At 45.1% G+C, this 21,077-nt stretch carries 21 protein-coding genes; 17 read left to right on the top strand and 4 right to left on the bottom strand.

Annotated elements, in window-relative coordinates; all coding sequences use genetic code 11:
* Nucleotides 1-48: 48 nt before the first annotated feature.
* The 8 genes from nadD (at nt 49) to brnQ (ending at nt 8,501) form a co-directional block, all read left to right on the top strand.
* On the top strand, nt 49-684 hold the full coding sequence (nadD, locus tag E7L17_RS02440; protein ID WP_316321685.1) for a nicotinate-nucleotide adenylyltransferase: 636 nt from the start codon (nt 49-51) through the stop codon (nt 682-684).
* Complete coding sequence (gene yqeK, locus E7L17_RS02445; RefSeq protein ID WP_316321686.1) at nt 677-1,246, top strand: bis(5'-nucleosyl)-tetraphosphatase (symmetrical) YqeK; 570 nt, start codon at nt 677-679, stop codon at nt 1,244-1,246. The genes nadD and yqeK overlap by 8 nt, the downstream gene beginning before the upstream one ends.
* Nucleotides 1,247-1,279: 33 nt before the next feature.
* Entirely contained in the window at nt 1,280-1,639 is a 360-nt protein-coding gene (rsfS, locus tag E7L17_RS02450; protein WP_316321687.1) for a ribosome silencing factor, read from the top strand.
* Nucleotides 1,640-1,652: 13 nt separating this feature from the next.
* A complete protein-coding gene (gene leuS, locus E7L17_RS02455) occupies nt 1,653-4,061 on the top strand; it encodes a leucine--tRNA ligase (RefSeq protein ID WP_316321688.1) in 2,409 nt (802 codons plus the stop codon).
* A 346-nt stretch (nt 4,062-4,407) separates the two neighbouring features.
* A complete protein-coding gene (locus tag E7L17_RS02460; RefSeq protein WP_316321689.1) occupies nt 4,408-5,718 on the top strand; it encodes an APC family permease in 1,311 nt (436 codons plus the stop codon).
* A 66-nt stretch (nt 5,719-5,784) separates the two neighbouring features.
* Nucleotides 5,785-6,591 carry an ADP-ribosylglycohydrolase family protein gene (locus tag E7L17_RS02465; RefSeq protein WP_316321690.1) on the top strand — a complete coding sequence of 269 codons (807 nt, stop codon included), beginning with the start codon at nt 5,785-5,787 and terminating at the stop codon, nt 6,589-6,591.
* Nucleotides 6,588-7,055, top strand: coding sequence for a hypothetical protein (locus tag E7L17_RS02470; RefSeq protein WP_316321691.1), 468 nt, complete (start codon nt 6,588-6,590; stop codon nt 7,053-7,055). The genes E7L17_RS02465 and E7L17_RS02470 overlap by 4 nt, the downstream gene beginning before the upstream one ends.
* 81 nt (nt 7,056-7,136) lie before the next feature.
* Nucleotides 7,137-8,501: a branched-chain amino acid transport system II carrier protein gene (gene brnQ, locus E7L17_RS02475; protein WP_316321692.1), complete on the top strand. Its 1,365-nt coding sequence runs from the start codon at nt 7,137-7,139 to the stop codon at nt 8,499-8,501.
* Between the two features lie 65 nt (nt 8,502-8,566).
* Here brnQ and E7L17_RS02480 read toward each other — a convergent pair whose 3' ends face one another.
* Nucleotides 8,567-9,439: a DegV family protein gene (locus tag E7L17_RS02480; RefSeq protein WP_316321693.1), complete on the bottom strand. Its 873-nt coding sequence runs from the start codon at nt 9,437-9,439 to the stop codon at nt 8,567-8,569.
* 369 nt (nt 9,440-9,808) lie between these two features.
* On the opposite strand from E7L17_RS02480, the gene E7L17_RS02485 reads away from it, so the two are divergent.
* From E7L17_RS02485 to E7L17_RS02500, 4 genes are all read left to right on the top strand, one after another.
* A complete protein-coding gene (locus E7L17_RS02485; protein WP_316321694.1) occupies nt 9,809-10,177 on the top strand; it encodes a GntR family transcriptional regulator in 369 nt (122 codons plus the stop codon).
* On the top strand, nt 10,177-10,875 hold the full coding sequence (locus E7L17_RS02490) for an ABC transporter ATP-binding protein (protein WP_316321695.1): 699 nt from the start codon (nt 10,177-10,179) through the stop codon (nt 10,873-10,875). The genes E7L17_RS02485 and E7L17_RS02490 overlap by 1 nt, the downstream gene beginning before the upstream one ends.
* On the top strand, nt 10,869-11,654 hold the full coding sequence (locus E7L17_RS02495; protein ID WP_316321696.1) for a hypothetical protein: 786 nt from the start codon (nt 10,869-10,871) through the stop codon (nt 11,652-11,654). Before E7L17_RS02490 ends, E7L17_RS02495 begins: the two co-directional genes overlap by 7 nt.
* A gap of 259 nt (nt 11,655-11,913) precedes the next feature.
* A complete protein-coding gene (locus tag E7L17_RS02500; protein ID WP_316321697.1) occupies nt 11,914-14,874 on the top strand; it encodes an SH3 domain-containing protein in 2,961 nt (986 codons plus the stop codon).
* Nucleotides 14,875-15,010: 136 nt separating this feature from the next.
* On the opposite strand, the gene E7L17_RS02505 is transcribed toward E7L17_RS02500, so the two are convergent.
* From E7L17_RS02505 to E7L17_RS02515, 3 genes are all read right to left on the bottom strand, one after another.
* Nucleotides 15,011-15,685 (bottom strand): DUF4241 domain-containing protein, encoded by a 675-nt coding sequence (locus E7L17_RS02505; RefSeq protein ID WP_316321698.1) that lies wholly within the window; start codon nt 15,683-15,685, stop codon nt 15,011-15,013.
* 4 nt (nt 15,686-15,689) lie between these two features.
* Entirely contained in the window at nt 15,690-16,349 is a 660-nt protein-coding gene (locus E7L17_RS02510) for an epoxyqueuosine reductase QueH (RefSeq protein ID WP_410470640.1), read from the bottom strand.
* A 63-nt stretch (nt 16,350-16,412) separates the two neighbouring features.
* Complete coding sequence (locus E7L17_RS02515; RefSeq protein ID WP_316321699.1) at nt 16,413-17,945, bottom strand: YifB family Mg chelatase-like AAA ATPase; 1,533 nt, start codon at nt 17,943-17,945, stop codon at nt 16,413-16,415.
* Nucleotides 17,946-18,170: 225 nt separating this feature from the next.
* Between E7L17_RS02515 and E7L17_RS02520 the strand changes: the two genes are divergently transcribed.
* The 5 genes from E7L17_RS02520 (at nt 18,171) to E7L17_RS02540 (ending at nt 21,074) form a co-directional block, all read left to right on the top strand.
* A complete protein-coding gene (locus E7L17_RS02520; RefSeq protein ID WP_316321700.1) occupies nt 18,171-18,773 on the top strand; it encodes a sigma-70 family RNA polymerase sigma factor in 603 nt (200 codons plus the stop codon).
* 103 nt (nt 18,774-18,876) lie between these two features.
* Nucleotides 18,877-19,155: a zinc-ribbon domain containing protein gene (locus E7L17_RS02525; RefSeq protein WP_316321701.1), complete on the top strand. Its 279-nt coding sequence runs from the start codon at nt 18,877-18,879 to the stop codon at nt 19,153-19,155.
* 121 nt (nt 19,156-19,276) lie between these two features.
* A complete protein-coding gene (locus E7L17_RS02530) occupies nt 19,277-19,489 on the top strand; it encodes a DUF1858 domain-containing protein (protein ID WP_316321702.1) in 213 nt (70 codons plus the stop codon).
* A 116-nt stretch (nt 19,490-19,605) separates the two neighbouring features.
* On the top strand, nt 19,606-20,301 hold the full coding sequence (locus E7L17_RS02535; protein WP_316321703.1) for a class I SAM-dependent methyltransferase: 696 nt from the start codon (nt 19,606-19,608) through the stop codon (nt 20,299-20,301).
* Nucleotides 20,298-21,074: a Nif3-like dinuclear metal center hexameric protein gene (locus E7L17_RS02540; RefSeq protein WP_316321704.1), complete on the top strand. Its 777-nt coding sequence runs from the start codon at nt 20,298-20,300 to the stop codon at nt 21,072-21,074. The genes E7L17_RS02535 and E7L17_RS02540 overlap by 4 nt, the downstream gene beginning before the upstream one ends.
* Nucleotides 21,075-21,077 lie beyond the last annotated feature (3 nt).

The following is a 21,077-nucleotide window of genomic DNA, read 5'->3' on the forward strand; positions in this document are numbered from 1 at the left end:
TGAATTTTTCCCATTCATTACAGGGAAAAGTAAAGGAGCGGAATCGAGTTGTGTTTAAAAACAGAAGTACCCATGAAAAAGCTGGCGATTTTTGGCGGTACCTTTAACCCAATTCATAACGGGCATTTGCATTTGGTGCAGGGGTTTCGCGAACGATTGGGGATTGATAGTGTAATGCTGGTGCCGTCTCTTGTGCCGCCACACAAGGCCGCAGAAGATTTGGCAAACGCAAACGACCGCCTTGCCATGTGCCGTTTGGCAGCACAGCCACATGGGCTTGAGGTGTCAGACATAGAGCTGCACCGCAAGGGGCCAAGCTATACGGTAGACACACTCCGCCAGCTTCACCTTGCTTATCCAGATACCGAGCTTTACCTTTTGATGGGGGCCGATATGTTTTTAACCTTGGAACAATGGCGGGAGTACAAAGACCTCTTCCGTTTGGCACGAATGTGTGCGGTTCCACGGGATGAAAACGGTAGAAATGAGCTTTTGTCGTATGCTGAAAAGCTGAATGCTCTGGGTGCAAAAACACATGTGGAGGAGTTATCGCTTTTGCCGATTTCATCTACATTGGTGCGGGAGCGTGTCAAGCAGGGTCTACCGATTGCTAATTTGGTACCAACGGCTGTGGAGGACTATATTTTGCAGCATCATTTATACGGGGGGAATTCCAATGGATGAAAAACAGTATGAAGAAATGGTTCGCAGCCGTCTGTCGGAGAAGCGCTTTGTACACAGCATGAATGTTGCAAAGGCGGCAGAGGAGCTTGCAGTACAAAACGGTGCTGACCCGCAAAAGGCTAGATTAGCCGGTATTCTTCACGATATTATGAAGGAATCCCCACCCGAGGAGCAGTTGAAAATCATGGAAAGCTCTGGTATAATGCTCACAGATGTGGAGCGCTCTGCACCAAAGCTTTGGCATGCGATGGCTGGCGCAGCGTACCTTCAAAACGTTCTGGGTATTGAGGATGCAGAGGTGGTCAACGCGGTGCGTTACCACACCACCGGTCGAGCCAATATGTCTGCTCTTGAAAAAATCGTGTTTGTGGCAGATTTTATTTCGGATGAACGTGATTACGAAGGTGTGCAAGAGCTGCGTGAGGCAGCACACCACGGCTTACAGGACGCCGTAATGGCAGGGCTTATTTTTACCATACAAGATTTATCACAGAATCAAAAACCGATTCATCCCGATAGTTTAGCCGCATATAACGCAGAGATTGTTGCACGCGGCAAGTAATACAAATTTGATTATAGAAATGGTGGTTACCAGATGACGGCATTAGAGCTGGCCCAAAAGGCCGCAGTTATTTTAGACAACAAAAAAGCCGATGAACTTAAGGTGCTTGGTATTCAAGAGCTTTCTGTTCTGGCAGATTATTTTGTGTTGGCAACAGGTACGAGCAGCACGCATGTAAAGGCTTTGGCGGACGAAGTGGAGTTCCAGCTTAAAGAGAATGGAATTATGGCAGACCACGTAGAGGGCTACCGCTCCAATGCTTGGATTCTTCTGGACTACGGCCATGTTGTAATTCATGTATTTACTGGCGAAGCACGCCAGTTTTATGATTTAGACCGCCTGTGGAAAGACGCAGAATCGATCGATTTGGATTTTTTGAACCAAGCGGAATAAGGGGGAGCACCAAGTGAAATACGAACATAAGCCGGTTGAGGCACGGTGGCAGAAAAAGTGGGAAGAAGCAGGGATTTTTCATGCTTCATCCACTACGGAGAAGCCGAAGTTTTACGCGTTGATTGAGTTCCCGTATCCTTCAGGGCAGGGGCTGCATGTTGGGCACCCGCGCTCTTATACAGCGCTTGATATTGTGTCGCGACGCCGCAGAATGATGGGCTATAATGTACTGTACCCAATTGGCTGGGACGCGTTCGGCTTGCCAACCGAAAACTTTGCGATTAAAAACCATGTTCACCCGGCAATTGTAACCGAGAAAAATATTGCCCGCTTTAAGCAGCAGCTTCAAGCACTGGGCATTTCGTTCGATTGGTCCAGAGAAATCAACACAACGGACCCATCCTATTATAAATGGACCCAGTGGATTTTCTTGCAGATGTTTCACCGTGGTTTAGCGTATAAAAAAGAGATGTCTGTTAACTGGTGCACCTCCTGTAAATGTGTTTTGGCAAACGAAGAGGTTGTAAACGGCGTTTGTGAGCGTTGCAGCAGTGAGGTTGTTCACAAGGTGAAATCGCAGTGGATGCTCAAAATTACCGAGTATGCACAGCGTTTGGTAGACGATTTGGATTTGGTGGATTACCCCGACCGTGTAAAGGCACAGCAAAGGAACTGGATTGGCCGTTCCACCGGTGCTGAGGTTCGCTTTGGTACCAGCCATGGAGAAGAGTTGACCATTTATACCACTCGACCAGACACACTTTATGGTGCTACCTATATGGTGCTTTCTCCCGAACATCCTTTCTTGGAAACATGGGCAGAGAGCCTGCAAAATCTGGACGAAATTCACGCTTACCAGCAGGCAGCGGCGAAGAAATCCGACTTTGAGCGAACCGAAGTAGCAAAAGAGAAAACCGGCGTTCGTTTGCAGGGCGTAACGGCAACGAACCCGCTTACGGGGAAAGAAATTCCCATATTTATTTCCGATTATGTTCTGGTTTCTTATGGTACCGGCGCCATTATGGCGGTTCCCGGCCACGATACCCGCGACTGGGAATTTGCAAAGAAGTTTGACCTTCCCATTGTTGAAGTCGTAAAAGGCGGCAATGTAGAGGAAGAAGCGTTCACGGATTGTGATACCGGCATTATGGTGAATTCCGGCATTTTGGACGGTTTGTCAGTAGATGAAGCCAAAAAGAAAATCATCGAGTATCTTGCTGAAAAGGGCATTGGCGAGCAGAAGGTGAACTTTAAGCTGCGCGACTGGGTATTCTCCCGCCAGCGTTATTGGGGCGAGCCTATCCCGATTGTGCATTGCGATAAATGCGGCTATGTTGGTCTGCCGGAAAGCGAGCTTCCCTTAACTCTGCCGGAAGTAAAATCCTATGAGCCAACGGACAACGGAGAATCACCGCTGGCACATATGACAGACTGGGTAAACACGACCTGCCCGCACTGCGGCGGCCCCGCCAAGCGCGAAACAGATACCATGCCCCAGTGGGCAGGCTCTTCCTGGTATTTCCTGCGCTATATGGACCCCCACAACGCAGAGACTTTGGCCAGCAAAGAGGCACTGGAGTATTGGTCACCGGTTGATTGGTACAACGGTGGTATGGAGCACACAACGCTTCACTTGCTGTACAGCCGTTTCTGGCATAAATTCTTATATGACATTGGTGTGGTTCCCACTGCTGAGCCTTATGCCAAGCGCACGAGCCACGGTATGATTTTGGGCGAAAACGGCGAGAAAATGAGCAAATCCCGCGGCAACGTTGTGAATCCGGATGTGATTGTGGACGAGTATGGTGCTGACACCATGCGTCTATATGAAATGTTCATTGGTGACTTTGAAAAAGCCGCACCATGGAATACCGCCAGTATTAAAGGCAGCCGTCGCTTCTTAGAGCGTTATTATGCCTTAGCTGAGCGCATGGTTCCGGGAGATAAAATCACTCCTGCGTTGGAGCATGCGTTCCATAAAACGATCAAAAAGGTCGGCGAAGATGTTGAGGGCCTCAAGTTTAATACCGCAATCGCTGCTTTAATGGCTCTGATTAACGAGATTTACGACGCAGGTTCGATTAACCACGAAGAGCTGCGTGTATTTACCTTGCTTTTGAATCCCTTTGCGCCGCATATTACCGAAGAAGTTTGGGAGCAGGCAAAGCTTGGTTCTGGTTTTGCCTCAGAGCAAAGCTGGCCCAAGTACGATGAAGCAAAATGCCAAGAGAGCACGGTCGAAATTGCTTTGCAGGTGAGCGGCAAGGTTCGCGCCCGCATTGAAATTCCCGTAGATTATACAAAAGAGCAGGCAATTCAGGCAGCAAAAGAGCAAGAAAAAATTGCGGCGGAACTTGCCGGCAAGCAGATTGTAAAAGAAATTTATGTACCGGGTAAGTTGGTAAATATTGTAGCAAAATAATTTCTTTTGGGAACTGAAATAATAACACCGCTCGTTATAAAGAAATAAAAGTGAATAAAATTTATTGGTAAATCGGTGGTTCATTGATACTGTCGATGAAAAACATAAATTTTTACTTTTTAGAATTTTCTTTCAGCAGCACAACAGCCGTTTTTTGGCCGAAGTGCTGCTGTTTCTTTGTAGGAACGAGATTAGTATATGAGAGAAAAAATGCTTTTCTATTCTTTCAGCAGCGTGTATAATAGTACAGAATCGCAGGATAGTGAGGTTGTAGCGCAGAAGGAACCTGATTATGTTCTGCTCTAGGTTAGCAAAATTGGAGAATAGTAAGGATTGTGGAACATCTATGGAAAAAAACACATTAAAAAAATCAATAACGATTGTAGAAGCAATGGCAATCGTTGTGGGTATGATCATCGGTTCCGGCATATTTTTAAAACCTGGCATTGTTCTTAACAATGCAGGCAGCCCAGCTATGAGTATTGCTGCTTGGGTAGTGGGTGGTATCATCACGCTGGCTTCGGCACTTTCGGTTGCCGAGATTGCATCGGCGATTCCCAAATCGGGTGGGCTTTATACTTATTTGGAAGAGCTCTACGATGAAAGAGCCGGGTTTATGCTTGGCTGGGTTCAAACGGTCATTTCGTACCCGGCATCGGTTGCGGCACAGGCAATTGCGTTTTCCATTTATGCTGCTTATTTTATTCCGATCAGCGGCGTACAGCAAAAGCTTTTGGCGGCAGGTGTTTTGGTCTTTATTTTGGTTATGAATATTTTATCTACCAAATGCGGTGGCATTATTCAGACTCTTGCAACGGTCGGTAAGTTGATTCCCATTGTTGCCATTATTGGGGTAGGTCTGCTTTCTCCCAGTATTCCGGGATTTGCAGGTTCTACCCAGCAGGCGCTGCAAGGCGCAGGCTTTGGCGCCGCCATTTTAGGTACCTTATGGGCTTACGATGGCTGGATTGGTGTAACCAATATGGCTGGGGAGCTGAAAAATCCATCCAAAACTCTACCAAAGGTCATTTCCATTGGAGTGCTGTTTGTTATTGTAGTGTATGCTCTATTTAATTTAGCAATTTTTCGTGCACTGCCACTCGAGCAGATTGTATCTTCTCCCACGCCGGGAGCCGATGCGGCAGATGTTCTGTTTGGAGAAGGTGGAGCCTCATTTATTACCGCAGGCATTATGATTTCGGTTTTCGGTGCGCTCAATGGCTATTTGATGACAGCGGCTCGAGTACCTCAGGCAATGGGCGAGAGAGGACAGCTCCCATTTTCAAGAATCCTGGGAGAAGTTCACCCCAAGCTGCGTACCCCTGCAAACGCCCTGATATTCCAGAGTGTACTGGCACTGGTTTATATTCTTTCGGGAACGTTTAATACTCTCACTGATTTATTGGTGTTCGTGTTGTGGATATTCTTTACTATGGGCGTATTGGGTGTATTTGTTTTGCGTAAAAAACAGCAGCCCAAGGAGGGGAATTATCGAGTTCCCCTGTATCCCGTTACCCCGATTATCGGTGCAGTAGGCGGCATTTATATTTTAATCAGCACACTAATGGATGCCCCGTTGCGTTCAATCATCGGGTTAGGCATTACCCTCTTGGGTTTGCCCGTTTACCAATGGATGAAAAAGAAAAAAGAGAATTAATTAGAGATTTGTTCGGGTATGTGCAATTTATCTCTTGTACAAATCGTGGAAAAAGGGGGGGTATCTTTGGATGGAGCTCTTCTGGGCGATATCGCAGGTTCCCGTTATGAATTCAGCAAACCCAAAGGGTTTAATCACAAGAAAATCTCTCTGTTTGAAAATGGCTGTTTTTATACGGATGATACTGTAATGACGGTGGCAACCAAGTACGCTATTTTAAATAAAATCTCCTATCGCGATGCGTATGTATTATTTGGCAAGCGTTACCCTTATGCGGGGTATGGGCCTATGTTTAAAGAATGGATATGTGATCACCTGCATTCCCCTTACCAAAGCCATGGCAATGGTTCTGCAATGAGGGTAAGCTTTGTGGGAGAGTATTTTAATACGCTGGAGGAAGTGGAGCTTGAGGCAAAAAAGAGCGCTGAGTGCAGCCACAACCACCCGAGGGGAATTGCCGGAGCGCAGGCGGTGGCAGTTAGTGTCTTTTTAGCGAGAAATGGTTTTTCTAAAAGGGAGATAAAAAAACAGATTTCTTCCCGATACGGGTATTCTTTGAACCGTCGGTTGTTTATGTACAGACCATTTTCTAAATTTGACATGAGCTGTGAAGGCTCGGTACCGCTAGCCATCCGCTGTTTCATGGAAAGTGATTCATGGGAAAGCAGCATTCGCAATGTGCTTAGCATTACATGCGATACCGATACGGTGGCGTGTATTACCGGCGCTATTGCAGAAGCATATTATAAAGATACTGGCTTCGAAAACGACCAGCTGCTTCATAAATTCTTGTATGACCCGGCTGTTTCAGAAAGTGAACAGTTGTTATACCGATGGGCTACTGAACCATATTGTAAGGAGGATCGTGAGTGATTATATACACTTACCAATCTGTAAGAGTGCTTCGAATACTAAAGTCCGGCGAAGTGCACCGTGCCCACCGCAGCCAAAAGTACGGGCATGCATATGATTGTTTAGTCGACATGCTAAACCTGAACTGCGAATGCCCCATTTTTGGGAATTTAAGGTTCCACCGTAAAAATACCGGGGGAAGTACCTCAAATAGCGTTAAATTAATTTTAAAAGTTCCCAAAGAAAATGTTTGGCTCACGGAGTATTCTGAGTGGGCAGATTTTATGTATATGCTTCAGTTTACCTCTCCCAAAGATTACCACGATTTAATTGCAGGTGAGGTAGATAATATTACCAAAGAAAAGCTGCACCGAACCATTGAATCGTTAAAGCTTCAGCGCAACCCTTGGGCATACCGTGTACCCCAGGCGATTCTGGAAGAAATTCGGCCGGAGTGGTTGGCAGAGTATAAAGTTAAATTGTAACAGGACGAAATAAAATAAAGGGTGCTTAATTGCTGATTTGCACTTATAAGAGATTTAATATTGAGGGGAAGAGTTAATAACATGGATAAAAAGTTGTCTTTTTCATCCTATCTGTTGGTAGGCTCTATGCTGTTTGGTTTATTTTTTGGAGCCGGTAATCTCATTTTTCCAGTTCATATGGGGCAGCTTGCTGGAGCATCCACACCGCTGGCTACCATTGGCTTTTTGGCTACGGCAATCGGTTTGCCCTTTCTTGGCGTCATTGCAATTGGAATTTCCGGCAGTTCAGGTTTGTTTGATCTTGCCGGGCGGGTTCACCCGGTTTACGGCTATGTAATGACAATACTGCTGTACTTAACCATTGGCCCGTTCTTTGCGTTGCCACGTACTGCTACGGTGTCTTATGAAATTGGTCTGGTTCCATTTTTACCGCAGGAAGTACACCAACTGGGCCTGGCTGTGTTTACCTTCGTGTTTTTTGCTGTGGCTCTGGCGTTTTCTATGCGTCCCAACAAGCTTTTAATGTGGGTAGGCAAGGTGCTAAATCCATTGTTTTTAGCAGTTCTAGCTATTTTAATTGTTTTGAGTGTTGTTTCCCCCATGGGCTCCGTAAGCCAAATCGCTGTTGCAGAGCCATACGCGGCGTCTCCCTTTTTTAAAGGATTTTTGGAAGGTTATAACACCATGGATGCACTTGCCTCTTTGGCGTTTGGTATTATTGTTGTGAACAGCCTGAAAGAGCTAGGTGTGAAAAGCCCACGCGGCATAGCGCTCGATACCATTCGTTCGGGTGCAGTCAGTGTGATTTTAATGGGCTTAATCTATGCCTTTTTGGCTTATATGGGTGCAACCAGTGCCAGTAAGTTTGCTGTGTCTGAAAACGGTGGAATTGCGTTGGCACAAATCGCAAACTATTACCTTGGTACCGCAGGCAGTGTGCTTTTGGCAATCATCGTAACCGTTGCCTGCCTAAAAACTGCCATTGGTCTTATTACGGCTTGCTCACAAACCTTCTGTGAGCTGTTCCCGAATCGCCTAAGCTACCGCACTTATACCATATTGTTTACGCTGGTATCGCTGCTTATTGCAAATATTGGTCTTACGCAGATTATCTCTTTGTCCATCCCCGTGCTGATGTTCCTGTATCCGCTTGCTATTTCGCTGATACTGCTTGGGATATTAAGCCCTCTGTTTCATAACCGGCGTTGTGTGTACCTCATTCCAACCATTTTCACGCTGTTTGCCGGTGTGGGGGATTTTCTTGCGGCATTGCCAAAGCAGCTTACAGAACAGCCTACCGTTAAGACGATTTTGGGCTTTTACCGTGAATCACTTCCATTCTTCTCGCTAGGCATGGGGTGGGTAATACCGCTTGCGGCTGGTCTTGTGGTTGGTTTTATTGTTTACTTTGTTACAAAACAGAAGAATGTAGGACAAAGAGCCTGAAGATAAAAAAAGAACCTGCTATTTGCAGGTTCTTTTTTTATCTTCTTATCATCTACGCGAAATGCTTAGCGGTGAATACCAAGGAAAAACAATGCGACGGTTCCGGGGCCAGAATGCGCTCCAATGACCGGACCAACATAATTAATGAGAATTTCTTTTACATGAAAACGCCTTAAAATCTCATCACGTACCCATTCGGCGTCTTCCAAGCAATCTCCGTGGCTTATGTAAATCATTTGCTTTTCGGGGTCAATAATGGTTTCTTCCATTTGGTCAACCAGAGCACTCAGCGAAGCCTTGCGACCGCGTGCTTTGCCTACATTAATGAGGTGTCCCTCATCATCTACGTGTAAAACCGGTTTGATTCCCAATACCGTACCAATTAAAGCGGTTGCCGAAGATACACGGCCACCTCTTTTTAAATGGTTGAGGTCATCCACCGTAAACCAATGGCACAGCTTGAGCTTATTTTCCTCTATCCAATCCCGTACCTGATCAATGCTTTTCCCGCTCTTTCTCAGTTTAACAGCATGGGCAATCAGCAGGCCTTGCCCCAAGGAAGCACAAAGGCTGTCTACCGTGTAGAGCTTGCGCTCGGGGTATTTCTCCACGAGCTCCTTTGCCGCGAGCTGCCCGGCATTGTAAGTATTGCTAAGCCCGGAAGAAAAAAGGATGCAAAGTACATCCTTTCCCTGTTTGAGCAGGGCTTCCATTTTCTGCTGGAAGGTTCCCATATTAACAGCGGCAGTCGTGCACAAAGCCTCTTGCCTTAATTGTTCGTAAAACTCATGAAAGCTAATACTTCTGCCATCCAAATCATTCAAAAATTCTTGTTCCCCTAAATGTACGGAGAGAGGTAACACCTCAAGCTCCCATTCTCGGGCTAAATCGGCAGGAAGATCACAGCAGGAATCTGTTAAAATTACAAAATCATTCATGGAAAAAATACCTCATTTCAAATTCTTTTCTTCCATAAAAACAATAAACTACATTGTTTTAAAATGTTTTAAGTTATCTAAATTAATTGTGTTAATGGTCTTACATCAGTAGATAAAATGTGTTCGAATTATCTCCTTAATATTAAAAAAGTTTAAAAAAAACACCCTGCTTGTGGTTTCACTAAGCCGATGCTTTTCTGCACAAAGTAAACCAAAGCCCACTCTCGCAATTTGTTATTATTATAGCATGTACTGCCAATATTTGCAAATTTAAAACAATGCCGAAAGAAGCGCTTGACAAACGAAAGAGATAGTTGTATTATTGTATTAATCCACTAGTACAATAATACAGACGGAGGTGAAATAAGAATGAATTGGGATCTGAAGTCTGACAGACCAATTTATTTTCAGTTGATAGAACAGATTGAACTGAGAATTGTTTCTGGTATATACCCACCAGGTTCTCGGCTACCGTCAGTAAGAGATATGGCAACGGAAGCGTCTGTAAACCCGAATACCATGCAAAGAGCGCTTGCGGAACTCGAAACACAGGGGTTGTTATATTCACAAAGAACAAGCGGTAGGTTTGTTACGGAAGATGAGGAGGCTATTAAAACCATGAAATATTCTTTAGCACAGAACATTATTAAGGAGTTCATGGAAAAAATGAGCTCTCTGGGGTACGACTTCCAGCAAACGATTACATTGCTTGAGCAGTTGAAGGAGGAGAGGTTGTAATGGAACCGATTTTACAGTGTAAAAACCTAACCAAGGTTTTTCCCGGTAAAGTTGCGCTGTCTGGTGTAAACCTAGAGATTGGGCGCGGCAGAATTGTTGGTCTACTTGGCCCGAACGGCAGCGGCAAAAGCACACTTATTAAAATGTGCAACGGGTTATTAACCCCTACAAATGGAGATTTGTTAATCGATGGAAATGCACCAGGTATTGAAACAAAGCGGATTGTTTCGTACCTACCGGAACGCACCTATTTAAACGATTGGATGACCGTTCGCAATTTGGTAGATTTCTTTGATGATTTTTATACTGATTTTGATAAGGCGAAGGCGTACGATATGTTCCAGCGGCTGGACATTAAGAGCGATGCCAAGCTGAAAACTATGTCTAAAGGTACAAAAGAAAAGGTGCAGCTCATATTAGTAATGAGCCGTAATGCTTCTCTTTATTTACTCGATGAGCCCATTGGCGGCGTAGACCCGGCAGCGAGAGACTATATTTTAAATACGATTATCTCAAATTACAGTGAAAATGCAACCGTTATTATATCGACTCATTTAATCAGTGATGTTGAGAAGATTCTGGATGATATTATTTTTATTAATCAGGGAACAATCGCGTTAACATCATCCGTAGAAGAGATTCGCGAGCAAAACAATAAATCGGTAGATGAGTTGTTCCGGGAGGTGTTCCGATGCTGAGTCGATTGCTAAAATTTGAGATTAAATCTACAGCACGCATTTATCTCCCATTATACCTTTTGCTGTTTTTAATGGCAGTGATTAATCGCGTGTTCATATCAATTAATTCTGAAACCCTTGAGACTCCCATGGTTATTTCTATGATGGCGTATGTGTCGATTATCGTAGCAATCTCCGTAATTACTCTGGTGGTAACCATTCAGCGTTTTTATAAGAACCTTTTAACAGATGAAGGCTACCTGATGTTTACACTGCCCGTAAGTGTGGATGCCAATATCCTTAGTAAGCTGCTGGTAGCAACTCTTTGGAATATTACTAGTGCGGTTGTTTCTGTATTTTCGGTGTTGGTATTGGCTCTTGATCAAGAATCATTGAGAGAGTTTACCAATATGTGGAACGAAATGCTCGAGGTTATGTCGAAGATGAATTCTTCGGTCTATATAATCATATTTCAGTCGATTGTACTCATTTTACTCTCCATACTGGTTGCTATTTTGAATATGTATGTTGCAATGGCAATTGGACATCTGGTGCAAAAGCATCGAGTAGCCGGTGCATTGGGAGCATTCTTCGTAATTGGGTTAGCCGAGCAGATTATTATGACAGTCTTTATTGAAGTTTCCTCGAAAAGTGGCTGGTTTAAATTTCTCAACGGAATGAACCCCGCGGGCCAAATACAGTGGGTGCTCTGGGTTATGATTATTGCAGTCATCGTTCTGGGTGCTATATTCTATTACGGTACAAAGTATATACTCAAAAACAAACTGAATCTGGAATAATAGTGTAAAGATAATCCCTCCCCTTACCGGGAGGGATTTTTGTTTTGCTGAAACTTCTGGTTAAGACTGGTAGAATTCTTAAGTTTTCTCATTTTGGTTGCGTAAGAAGAATGCATGCGGTATAATCGAAAAGAAAGCGGCTTTTTGCCGGAATCTGTATTTTATAATGTCGTTTATTGGAGCTAAATTACGTTGCATACAGAGAAGGACGAATGAATAAGGAAGAAGATTAATTAGGAATCAGAGAGGTATTTATAGAATGAAACGAATGAATACAGCGCTAACCAAACGCATTTTTTCAGTTGCACTATCGGCTGCGATCACTTCCGCAGCGTTTATTCATATGGTGCCGGTGGCAATGGCGGCGCAAGCCACAACGTTAGATAGCTTAAACGTTCGCTCTGGTCCGGGTACGAACTACCAAATTGTAAAAACCATTAGCAAAGGAACTACGGTAGAAACTCTGGATTCCGGATCCTCTGGCTGGTACAAAATCAAATTGCAGGACGGAACGCAGGGCTATTGCAGCTCACAATATATCTCTACTCTGTCTTCCGGTGGCTCCAGCAGCTCTGGTAGCAGCAGTTCAAGCTCAAGTGGATCCTCATCTTCATCTACCTATGGCACGTTAACACTTGATACACGCAGCTATACTATGGCTCCGGGCAATATCTATGATTTTCGGGCAAAGGTAGAGGGAATGGGACTTACGCAGGCAGATGTGAAAGTGTATTCCTCCCGAACTGGAATTGCGTCTATTTCCCGTGTTGCAGGTACGGACAAGTACCGTGTAACGGCAAAAGGGGAGGGCGTTTGCTATGTAATGGCAGAGGTTGCCGGAGTGCACGCCTCGATTAAGATCACCGTGAAAAAGGGCGTAAAGGCTTGGGGAGAATCCACCCGTTCTATTTCTTTATTGGGGAATCATCCAAACAAGCCGTCTGACGGCAATTCTTCCTCTGGTGGGAATTCCTCTTCCGGTGGTCAGACCGCAGCTATCACATTAGATACGAAAAGTTACCAGTTTCCTTCGGTTGGTAAGGTATATCAGTTTCTGGCAAAAGGAATTGCAAAGGGCAGCAGCCCCACCGTATCTTCTTCCAATTCCTCCGTGGTGAGTGTTTCGCTGAAGAACGCCAACGATTCCCGTGGGTATATTTATGAGATTAAGGCGGTTTCGGCGGGTACAGCGGTAATTACCGTAAGCAACGGCAATGCGTCTGCTCAAATGACTGCCACAGTACCAGGTTCCAATAACTCGGGTAATACGGGTGGGAACACCGGCCCATTAACGCTAGACACCTCGAGCTATTCGTTTCCATCGGTTGGTCAGGTCTATCAGTTTTTAGCGAAGGGAATTGCAAAAGGTAATAATCCTACTGCAACTTCCTCCGATTCTTCTGTGGTGAGTGTATCGCTAAAAAATGCAAATGACCCCAGAGGGTATCTGTATGAGATTAAAGCGGTTTCAGCTGGTTCAGCAGTGATTACCGTAACCAATGGAGGGTACACGGCATTTTTATCGGCCACCGTACCGGGTTCCGGTGGGAGTAATGGTAATAATTCAAATAGTGGGAACAACGGAACCGGCGGAAATGATTCCTCTACCATTACCGGTGCCAGAACGACCACCAGTGTAAATTTACGCAAAGAACCCAATACCAACTGCTCCATTTTAGCGTTACTGAGCTCAGGCGTGGTTGTTGATGTTTTAAATACGACTTCTTACCCGGGCTGGACGCAGGTGAAAACAAGCAGCGGTGTGGTTGGGTACTTATCAAATGATTACATTGAATATTTGTATGGGGGAGAAAGTACGGTATCCGGCCTGCGAATTTCTCATTCATCCGGTACGATACCTATGGGCAAAAGCTACTACGTGACGGCTTCGGTGAATCCCTCGGGTACTCCTGTTACTTGGACCTCGAGCAATACGAATGTGGCGACCGTGAGCAACGGCTTTATATACGGCAATCAGCCCGGCAGTGCGGTTATTACAGCCCGGGCAGGCTCAAGCACGGCCACCTGCAATGTAACTGTAACGGCAGCAGAGCCTGTAAAAACAGCCTATACTACGCCAAACTTAGCAAGTATTGGTCAGCAGGTGGAGTTGGTAGCAGTAACAGATAATACCCGTTCTTCGGTGCGATTTGTTGTAACAATGAATGATGGCTCAAAGAAAACGTATGATGTAAGCAGCTTTACCGCAGAGAACTCCAACAATGGAAACTTGGCACCAAACAATACCCGTGTTTGGAAGACCGCCGTTTCATTCTCTACACCCGGTACATACCAGGTAGCAGTTTATTCCGCAACTGGCGGATCTAATTACAGCAGCACGGGGGTTACAACCAGCAGCTATGTTGTAAGCACACAGGAAAAAACGACGTCATCACGTGAAAATAGACGCGTCAGCAATGAGATGTTAACGTTAATTGGAAAGTGGGAGGGTTATAGCGCAGCGGTCTACCCAGATACATTGGCCAATAATATTCCTACCATTGGCTACGGACAAACCTTCCCTGCGGGCACGCTGTTCTACAACAACCAAACCAAAACGGAGGCTTGGTCACAGCTTTTGAATTCAGTAAATGGTTCTTATACACAGGCGGTTAACACCTTCCTTGCCAATAATAACATAAAGGCAAATCAGCAGAATTTTGACGCTATGGTCAGCTTCTCTTATAACGTAGGAGCGGGCTATTGGAACGGCAACAGTGCGTTTGACATACGCGAAATCATGCTTAATTCCGTTGCACCGCCATCGGTTTACGGTTCGCTTTCCGCAACGGCTACATTAAACTTTGATTTGTATCCTTCCCCCAGTTCAGCAGGTGGAAGATTAACGGAGGTGGCAGCTTCTACCTCGCTGCAAGTGCTGCAAACGATGACAGAGGCTTCTACAAAATCCGTTTGGTACCAGGTTCAGGTACCGGATGGAACCGTGGGTTGGGCACGTTCTGGTTACGTCCGCTTTGACAATGCCGCAAGCATGCAGCGTGATTTAGCCTATACCGATGCTCACGCAATTGCTACCGAGTGGCTGCGCTGGAATCAGGCAGGAGGCAAGGTATATGCAGGCCTTGTTTACCGCCGTTTGGGCGAAGCAAAGGTGTTTACCTTTGGCAATTATGCAGAGGCGGACAGTGCCAGCTACAACTACAAAAAGAACACTTATGGGTTTAAATACCCTGTTTCTGCACAACCTTACGAACAATAATAAAAGATAAATCTGCCCTATCTGAGTAAACAGATGGGGCAGGTTTCTATTATTTAACAATGCAAAAAGACCCGTAAATGCAGTGTAGGCTGCTTACGGGTCTTTTTTAAGTAAAAGAAATTATCATTTCGTTTATTTATGATTCGACATCTTCATCTTCGTCGTCTTCACCATCATCAAAAATACAAAAATCAGTGATGAGGCGGCAGGGTTGGTTATTTTGATCCAGTCCCCAGAAGGAGGGGTAAACTCCGTCTCCGTATCCGGAGGAAAACGCAATCACATTCTTTTCGCTTTCCGGTAAGCAAATGTTTGCGGTGGAATAGGTATCCACATAGCTTTCTTCCAGCATATCATCCAGTTCTGACCACGAATAATCTTTACTCGCTTTCAGCTTCTTGTCGTATTCCATGCACGTTTCATAATCCATGAAACCGCCTGTTCCGCTATCGACTCCGTAGCCATAAAATTCATCTTCATTTAAACTGGTAATATCTTCTCCGGCATGTGTCGCTAATTCAAAAGACACCGGATCGGTATTGCTGAATTGAATTTCAGCATAAGCAACCCGTATATCGGTATCAATATGAAGCAAATGTAATTTCACTGGGTATTTCCCAGGTGCAACGGTTCTCTCAAAGGGTGTTGTTTCATAGAGACATAAGGGGTCGTTGGCAACGATTTTGCCAGTTGGCAAAAAGAGTTCACCTAAGGATTGAACGGTAAGCCATTTTTTTGATTTTTCTTGGCTGAGATATTGTTCTGCAGTACCGGAGCAGATTGCATGAAGCAGATTGTCATTTTTATACATGTATTTAGCCCTTTCCATCTGCCATAGCAGTTTCTTTCTTTTTCTTAGGCTTGCGATAGCGGTCTTCTTCGCTAAAGATACAACCACAGTATTTTTGCATATATAATTCCAATTCTCTTGCTTTTTGCTGGCCTTCCCGAAAATAGGGACGAAAATCACGGTACAAAAACTGTACTCCGTATTTTTCAGCACTTCTTTCCATTGTTTCTCGCAGCAGCTCATGGTTTTGATAAGGGCTAATCAGAAGAGTTGAGGTAAAGCTTTCATAGCCGTGCTCGGCAGCATAGGAGGCTGCGGCATCGGCACGAACAGAATAGCAATACCCACAGCGGTGGTCATAATCGGGAGATACGTTGTGCAAAAATTCTCGCAGACCATATTCTCCTTCTAAAATAAGTTCCATTTCAATGTTCTTTGCGTATTGAACCAAAGTCTCTTTGCGGCTTCGATATTCCGTATAGGGATGAATGTTCGGGTTAAACCAAAAAGCTACCGGTTCAATGTCTTCGCTGCGCAGTGTTTCAATACACATAATGGAACAGGGGGCACAGCAGGTATGCAGCAGTGTTTTCATAAAAGTCACCTTTTTAATAAGATAAGAGAGCAAAGCCATCTTCGCCAGCTCCGATGCTTCTATTATACACTGGCTTGTCGTTCGATTCAATCTCATTTCCAGTGAGAAATATCCTCCGGTACACAGTTTTGATTCTTTCTAATATTACGGTTATCATTGGCTGCGCCAATATTTTCTGTCCAGTGAACGGTATTGAACCGCTTCAGCTGCGTGGCGCGGTTCAATGGTATCGCTATTATCTAAATCTGCTATGGTACGAGAGATTTTTAGTACACGGTCAAATGCTCTTGCCGAAAGACTCATGCGCTCAAATGCGGTTTTCAGCAATGTTTGGGCACTGGGGCTCAGTTGGCACGCTTCATGCAGTAAATCTGGAGTAATACGTGCATTGCAGGTGATTCCTGTTCCTCGAAAACGTTGGTTTTGTCTTTCTCTTGCGGCGTTAACTCGTTCACGGATTCGAGCAGACGATTCTGCTTTTTCGCTGGAAGAAAGAACATCGAATTCCACTGGGGGGACCTCAACGTGCAAATCAAGACGGTCTAAAAGTGGGCCGGAGATTTTGCCAAGATAACGGTCTACAACCTTGGAGGAACAAACGCATGACCTTGTAGGGTGACCAAAGTAACCGCAAGGGCAAGGATTCATAGCCGCGACCAGCATAACGGAGCTGGGGTAGGTAACACTGCCGCTTACTCTTGAGATGGTTACGATTCCATCCTCGAGCGGCTGGCGGAGCACCTCCATTGTATCACGATGGAATTCCGGCAGCTCGTCCAAAAACAGTACGCCGTTATGCGCCAATGAGATTTCTCCGGGGCGTACGATGGTTCCCCCGCCCGAAAGCCCGGCAGGGGAAATGGTGTGGTGCGGCGAGCGGAAAGGGCGCTCCCAAATGAGCGTGCTTTCCTTTGGAAGTGTTCCAGCAACTGAATAAATCTGCGTGGTGGTAATGGCTTCGTTGAGGGTCATATCTGGTAAAATGGATGGCACACGCTTCGCGAGCATGCTCTTGCCAGAACCGGGAGGGCCGATTAATAGAACGTTATGGCTGCCGCTGGCTGCTATTTCTAAGGCACGTTTCGCTGCCTCCTGCCCACGTACCTCCGCAAAATCGGGGAGGAGAGAAGGGGCATTTCTGCCAGTAAAGGGGTCGGTAGTGCAGGGAGAGATAAGGTTTTGTCCCGTTAAGTGCATCACTAAGGAAGAAACATCCTTTACCGGGTATACACGCAGTCCCTCTACCACAGCACCCTCCGGCGCATTTTCAGAGGGAACGAACAGTTCTGTGATTCCGGCTTCCTTTGCGGCGAGAGCCATGGGTAAAACTCCCTTTATAGGGCGAACTTCACCGGAGAGCGATAGCTCACCAACCATGGCACAGTGCCCAACATTCCCCTCTAGTTGACCGGAAGCATACAGAAGAGCTGCCAATACCGGTAAATCATAAATTGGCCCTTCTTTTCGTTTGTCAGCGGGTGCTAAATTTACGGTAATTTTAGAAACCGGGTATGTAAATCCGCAGTTTTTTAGTGCGGAACGAACACGGTCGCGAGATTCTTTTACAGCGGCATCGGGAAGTCCTACCAATTCAAATGAGGGAAGCCCATTTGAAAGATCGGCCTCCACTTTTACTAAAAAAGCATTCATACCGTGCAGCCCAAGGCTGTATAAAAAAGAAACCACAAAAATCCCCCCTAATTATCATTACATTATATCTAGCATTTTAAGCTATTTCCATAATTGGGGAAAAATTTGCACATTAAAAATATCGTATTTTATCAAAAAAAGAAAAATTTTGTGCGTGTATTACTATTTTTACAATTAAATACAAATAATTTTGTAATTTTTATTGACTTTAATGAGAAAAGCGTGTAAAATAAAAACCATAAAGAATCACTGATACCTGAGGTGCTTATTTTGTATGATCAATTGCCGGAACTTTCCGACCAGCAAGTAGCAGAGCTTGTAAACGAAGGGAATATGGATGCTTTCGTTGAATTAACGGCGCGCTACATAGGGTTGATACGGGGGAAAGCCTCTGCGTTCCGAGGTGTACCAATTGATGCTGAAGATTTGTACCAGGAGGGGCTGTTAGGCCTGCTTCATGCGGCACACAGCTACCGTTCTAGTGGTTCTGCCAGTTTTAAAACGTATGCAGGAGTTTGTATTTATCATCAAATGGTAACGGCGTGCCGTTCGGCACTGAGCCGAAAGAATTTACCTTTACATAATTTTGTTTCTTTTCATGATGCGGAGCAGAATGACTGCTGGACAACTTCGCTTATGTCCGATCAAATTGCCAATCCGGAAACATTGTTGATTGACAGGGAAAACTTGGAAGGACTACGAGCCCGTATCAATCAAAGCTTGTCTAAAATGGAGCAGGAAGTGCTATTTTTATATTTAAATGGTTGCACGTACCAAGAGATTGCACAAAAACAAGTGGTAACTGTAAAAGCAGTGGATAATGCGATTCAGAGGGTGCGTAAAAAACTTAAAAATCCATTTTAGCTAGACTATGCCCGGGTAGCTTACGTAGAGCGTTGGTAATCAAAGGAGTCGGTGCGAATCCGTCTAAGGGCAAATATCTTTATTCAAAGCGAGGTATCATCAAATGTACGAGGACAAGACTCTCATATGCAAAGAGTGCGGTGCAGAATTTGTATTTACTGCCGGAGAGCAGGAGTTTTACGCTGCTAAGGGTTTCGTTAATGAGCCCCAGCGTTGCAAAAGCTGCCGCGATAATCGCAAAAACGCGGCGAAGCCAGAACGTGAAATGTTTATAGCAACCTGTGCGTCTTGTGGTAAAGAAGCAAAGGTTCCGTTTAAGCCCCGTGAAGATCGCCCGGTTTATTGCAGCGAATGCTTTGCAAAAATGAGAGAAGAAGACTAATAAATGCGAGCGATTAACACCCCTGCGTTTACGCGGGGGTGTTTTTTGTAGTATGACGCAGGGATTGATTTTTTTACTTTCGGGTATTATAATAAAATCAGTTTAAAAAACGGAGGATATTATGATGGCAGATGTGAAAATTACAAAGGATACCGTGATTGGCGATATTCTTGATTTAGATGAAACTACTGCACCTTTCTTTTTAGAAATGGGCATGCATTGCCTAGGCTGCCCCGCTTCTCGTGGTGAATCCATTGAACAGGCCTGCATGGTGCATGGTGTTGATCCTACTATTCTTTTGGACAAGCTGAACGCACACCTAGGTGCAAAATAAGCAAAAGGAATCCGCTATTTACGCCGCCCGGCAGTTTCTTTGCCCGGGCGGTTGTTTTGTATGGTGAGAGGGGATTTTTTGTGCTCCCTTGTCACTGAATAACGGGGAGGAATTGTGTGAGCAGACCTTTATTTCATCTGGATGCACGGCTTCAGCTATGTGCAAATTTTGTAAGGCCAGGCGCAAAATTGGCAGACATTGGTACCGACCATGCCTATTTGCCTGTTTGGCTGGAAAAGCAGGGCCTTATACGCTCGGCAGTGGCAGCAGATGTTCGCAGTGGGCCACTCGCAAATGCGGAAGAAAACTTAAGGCGGTATGAAACAGAACATATTTCGGTTCGTTTGTCAAACGGATTAGAAGCGATTTTACCAGAAGAAGCAGAAGATATTGTGATTGCCGGAATGGGCGGCGAATTAATTGCTCAAATCCTTTCGCACGCACCGTGGGTGAAACAGGAGGAACGTCGCCTGATTTTACAGCCGATGACCTGTGCTCCAGAGCTAAGGGAGTACCTACGAACGAATGGTTTCGTTGTGTTACGGGAAGAAGCGGTAGAGTCGCGCGGCCATGTATACAGTGTAATGCTGTTGCAATGGCAACTGGGACGAGCCGTTACCGGAGAACTATACCCTTATATCGGTATTCTTCAGCCAAATACTCCTGCGGCTTGTCAATATTTTAAAAAACAAATCACGTCCCTGCGTGTTCGTGGACAAGGCTTAAAGGAGAAAGAACCGGAGAAATCAGCACGACTTTTACAAATAGCAGATCAATTGGAACAGATTATACCAAAGGAGGATGTAAAATGAAAATGGTTACCTCTGGCGATATTTACGATTTTATCAATGTTTCTGCTCCATTCCATACCGCAATGGGTTTTGATAATGTGGGGCTTCTTGTAGGGGAACGGCAGACTCCGCTTTCAACTGTGTTGCTGGCTCTCGACATTACTCCAAAGATAGTACATGAAGCGGCACAGCTTGGTGCGGAGTTAATCATTAGCCACCATCCGGTTATTTTTCAGCCGCTTCGCCGCATGAGTCCTCAAGATGTTCCGTATCTGTTGGCTCAGTTTGGCATTGGCGCCATTTGCGCACACACTAATTTAGATTTTGCTCCGGGTGGAGTAAATACCTGCCTAGCGGAAGCGCTGGGACTTACCGATATAGAAGGGCTCAAGCCCTATGGGAATGACGGACTTTGGGAAGGCCTTGTTGGGAGACTCCCGCAAGAATATACTCCGGCAGAGTTTGCGGAGTATGTTAAACAGAGCCTGTTTTGTGCCGGGTTAAAATATGTTGACGGCGGCAAAGCAATTAAAAAGGTTGCTTTATGCGGAGGTGCTGGCGCAGATTTGCTTGAAGATGCGTTCAATGCCGGAGCAGATGCCTTTGTTACGGCAGATACCAAGCACCATCAATTGCTATTAGCCAAAGAGCTTTTTATCACACTCGTTGATGCAGGCCATTTTAACACGGAGGATGTTGTGATTCTGCCTTTAAAAAATAATTTGCAGGAGCAATTCCCAACCGTACATTTTCAAAAATCTAAGGTGCTGTGTGATCCTGCACAATACCTGTAAGGG

It is taken from the genome of Clostridium sp., from assembly GCF_032576335.1.
Taxonomy (GTDB): Bacteria; Bacillota; Clostridia; order Oscillospirales; family Acutalibacteraceae; genus Faecalispora.

Bases quoted from the DNA above. Each gene is read 5' to 3' on its own strand.
- yqeK (WP_316321686.1), top strand. From the start codon at position 677: ATGGATGAAAAACAGTATGAAGAAATGGTTCGCAGCCGTCTGTCGGAG.
- rsfS (WP_316321687.1), top strand. From the start codon at position 1,280: ATGACGGCATTAGAGCTGGCCCAAAAGGCCGCAGTTATTTTAGACAAC.
- E7L17_RS02460 (WP_316321689.1), top strand. From the start codon at position 4,408: ATGGAAAAAAACACATTAAAAAAATCAATAACGATTGTAGAAGCAATG.
- brnQ (WP_316321692.1), top strand. From the start codon at position 7,137: ATGGATAAAAAGTTGTCTTTTTCATCCTATCTGTTGGTAGGCTCTATG.
- E7L17_RS02480 (WP_316321693.1), bottom strand. From the start codon at position 9,439: ATGAATGATTTTGTAATTTTAACAGATTCCTGCTGTGATCTTCCTGCC.
- E7L17_RS02485 (WP_316321694.1), top strand. From the start codon at position 9,809: ATGAATTGGGATCTGAAGTCTGACAGACCAATTTATTTTCAGTTGATA.
- E7L17_RS02490 (WP_316321695.1), top strand. From the start codon at position 10,177: ATGGAACCGATTTTACAGTGTAAAAACCTAACCAAGGTTTTTCCCGGT.
- E7L17_RS02495 (WP_316321696.1), top strand. From the start codon at position 10,869: ATGCTGAGTCGATTGCTAAAATTTGAGATTAAATCTACAGCACGCATT.
- E7L17_RS02500 (WP_316321697.1), top strand. From the start codon at position 11,914: ATGAAACGAATGAATACAGCGCTAACCAAACGCATTTTTTCAGTTGCA.
- E7L17_RS02505 (WP_316321698.1), bottom strand. From the start codon at position 15,685: ATGTATAAAAATGACAATCTGCTTCATGCAATCTGCTCCGGTACTGCA.
- E7L17_RS02525 (WP_316321701.1), top strand. From the start codon at position 18,877: ATGTACGAGGACAAGACTCTCATATGCAAAGAGTGCGGTGCAGAATTT.
- E7L17_RS02530 (WP_316321702.1), top strand. From the start codon at position 19,277: ATGATGGCAGATGTGAAAATTACAAAGGATACCGTGATTGGCGATATT.
- E7L17_RS02540 (WP_316321704.1), top strand. From the start codon at position 20,298: ATGAAAATGGTTACCTCTGGCGATATTTACGATTTTATCAATGTTTCT.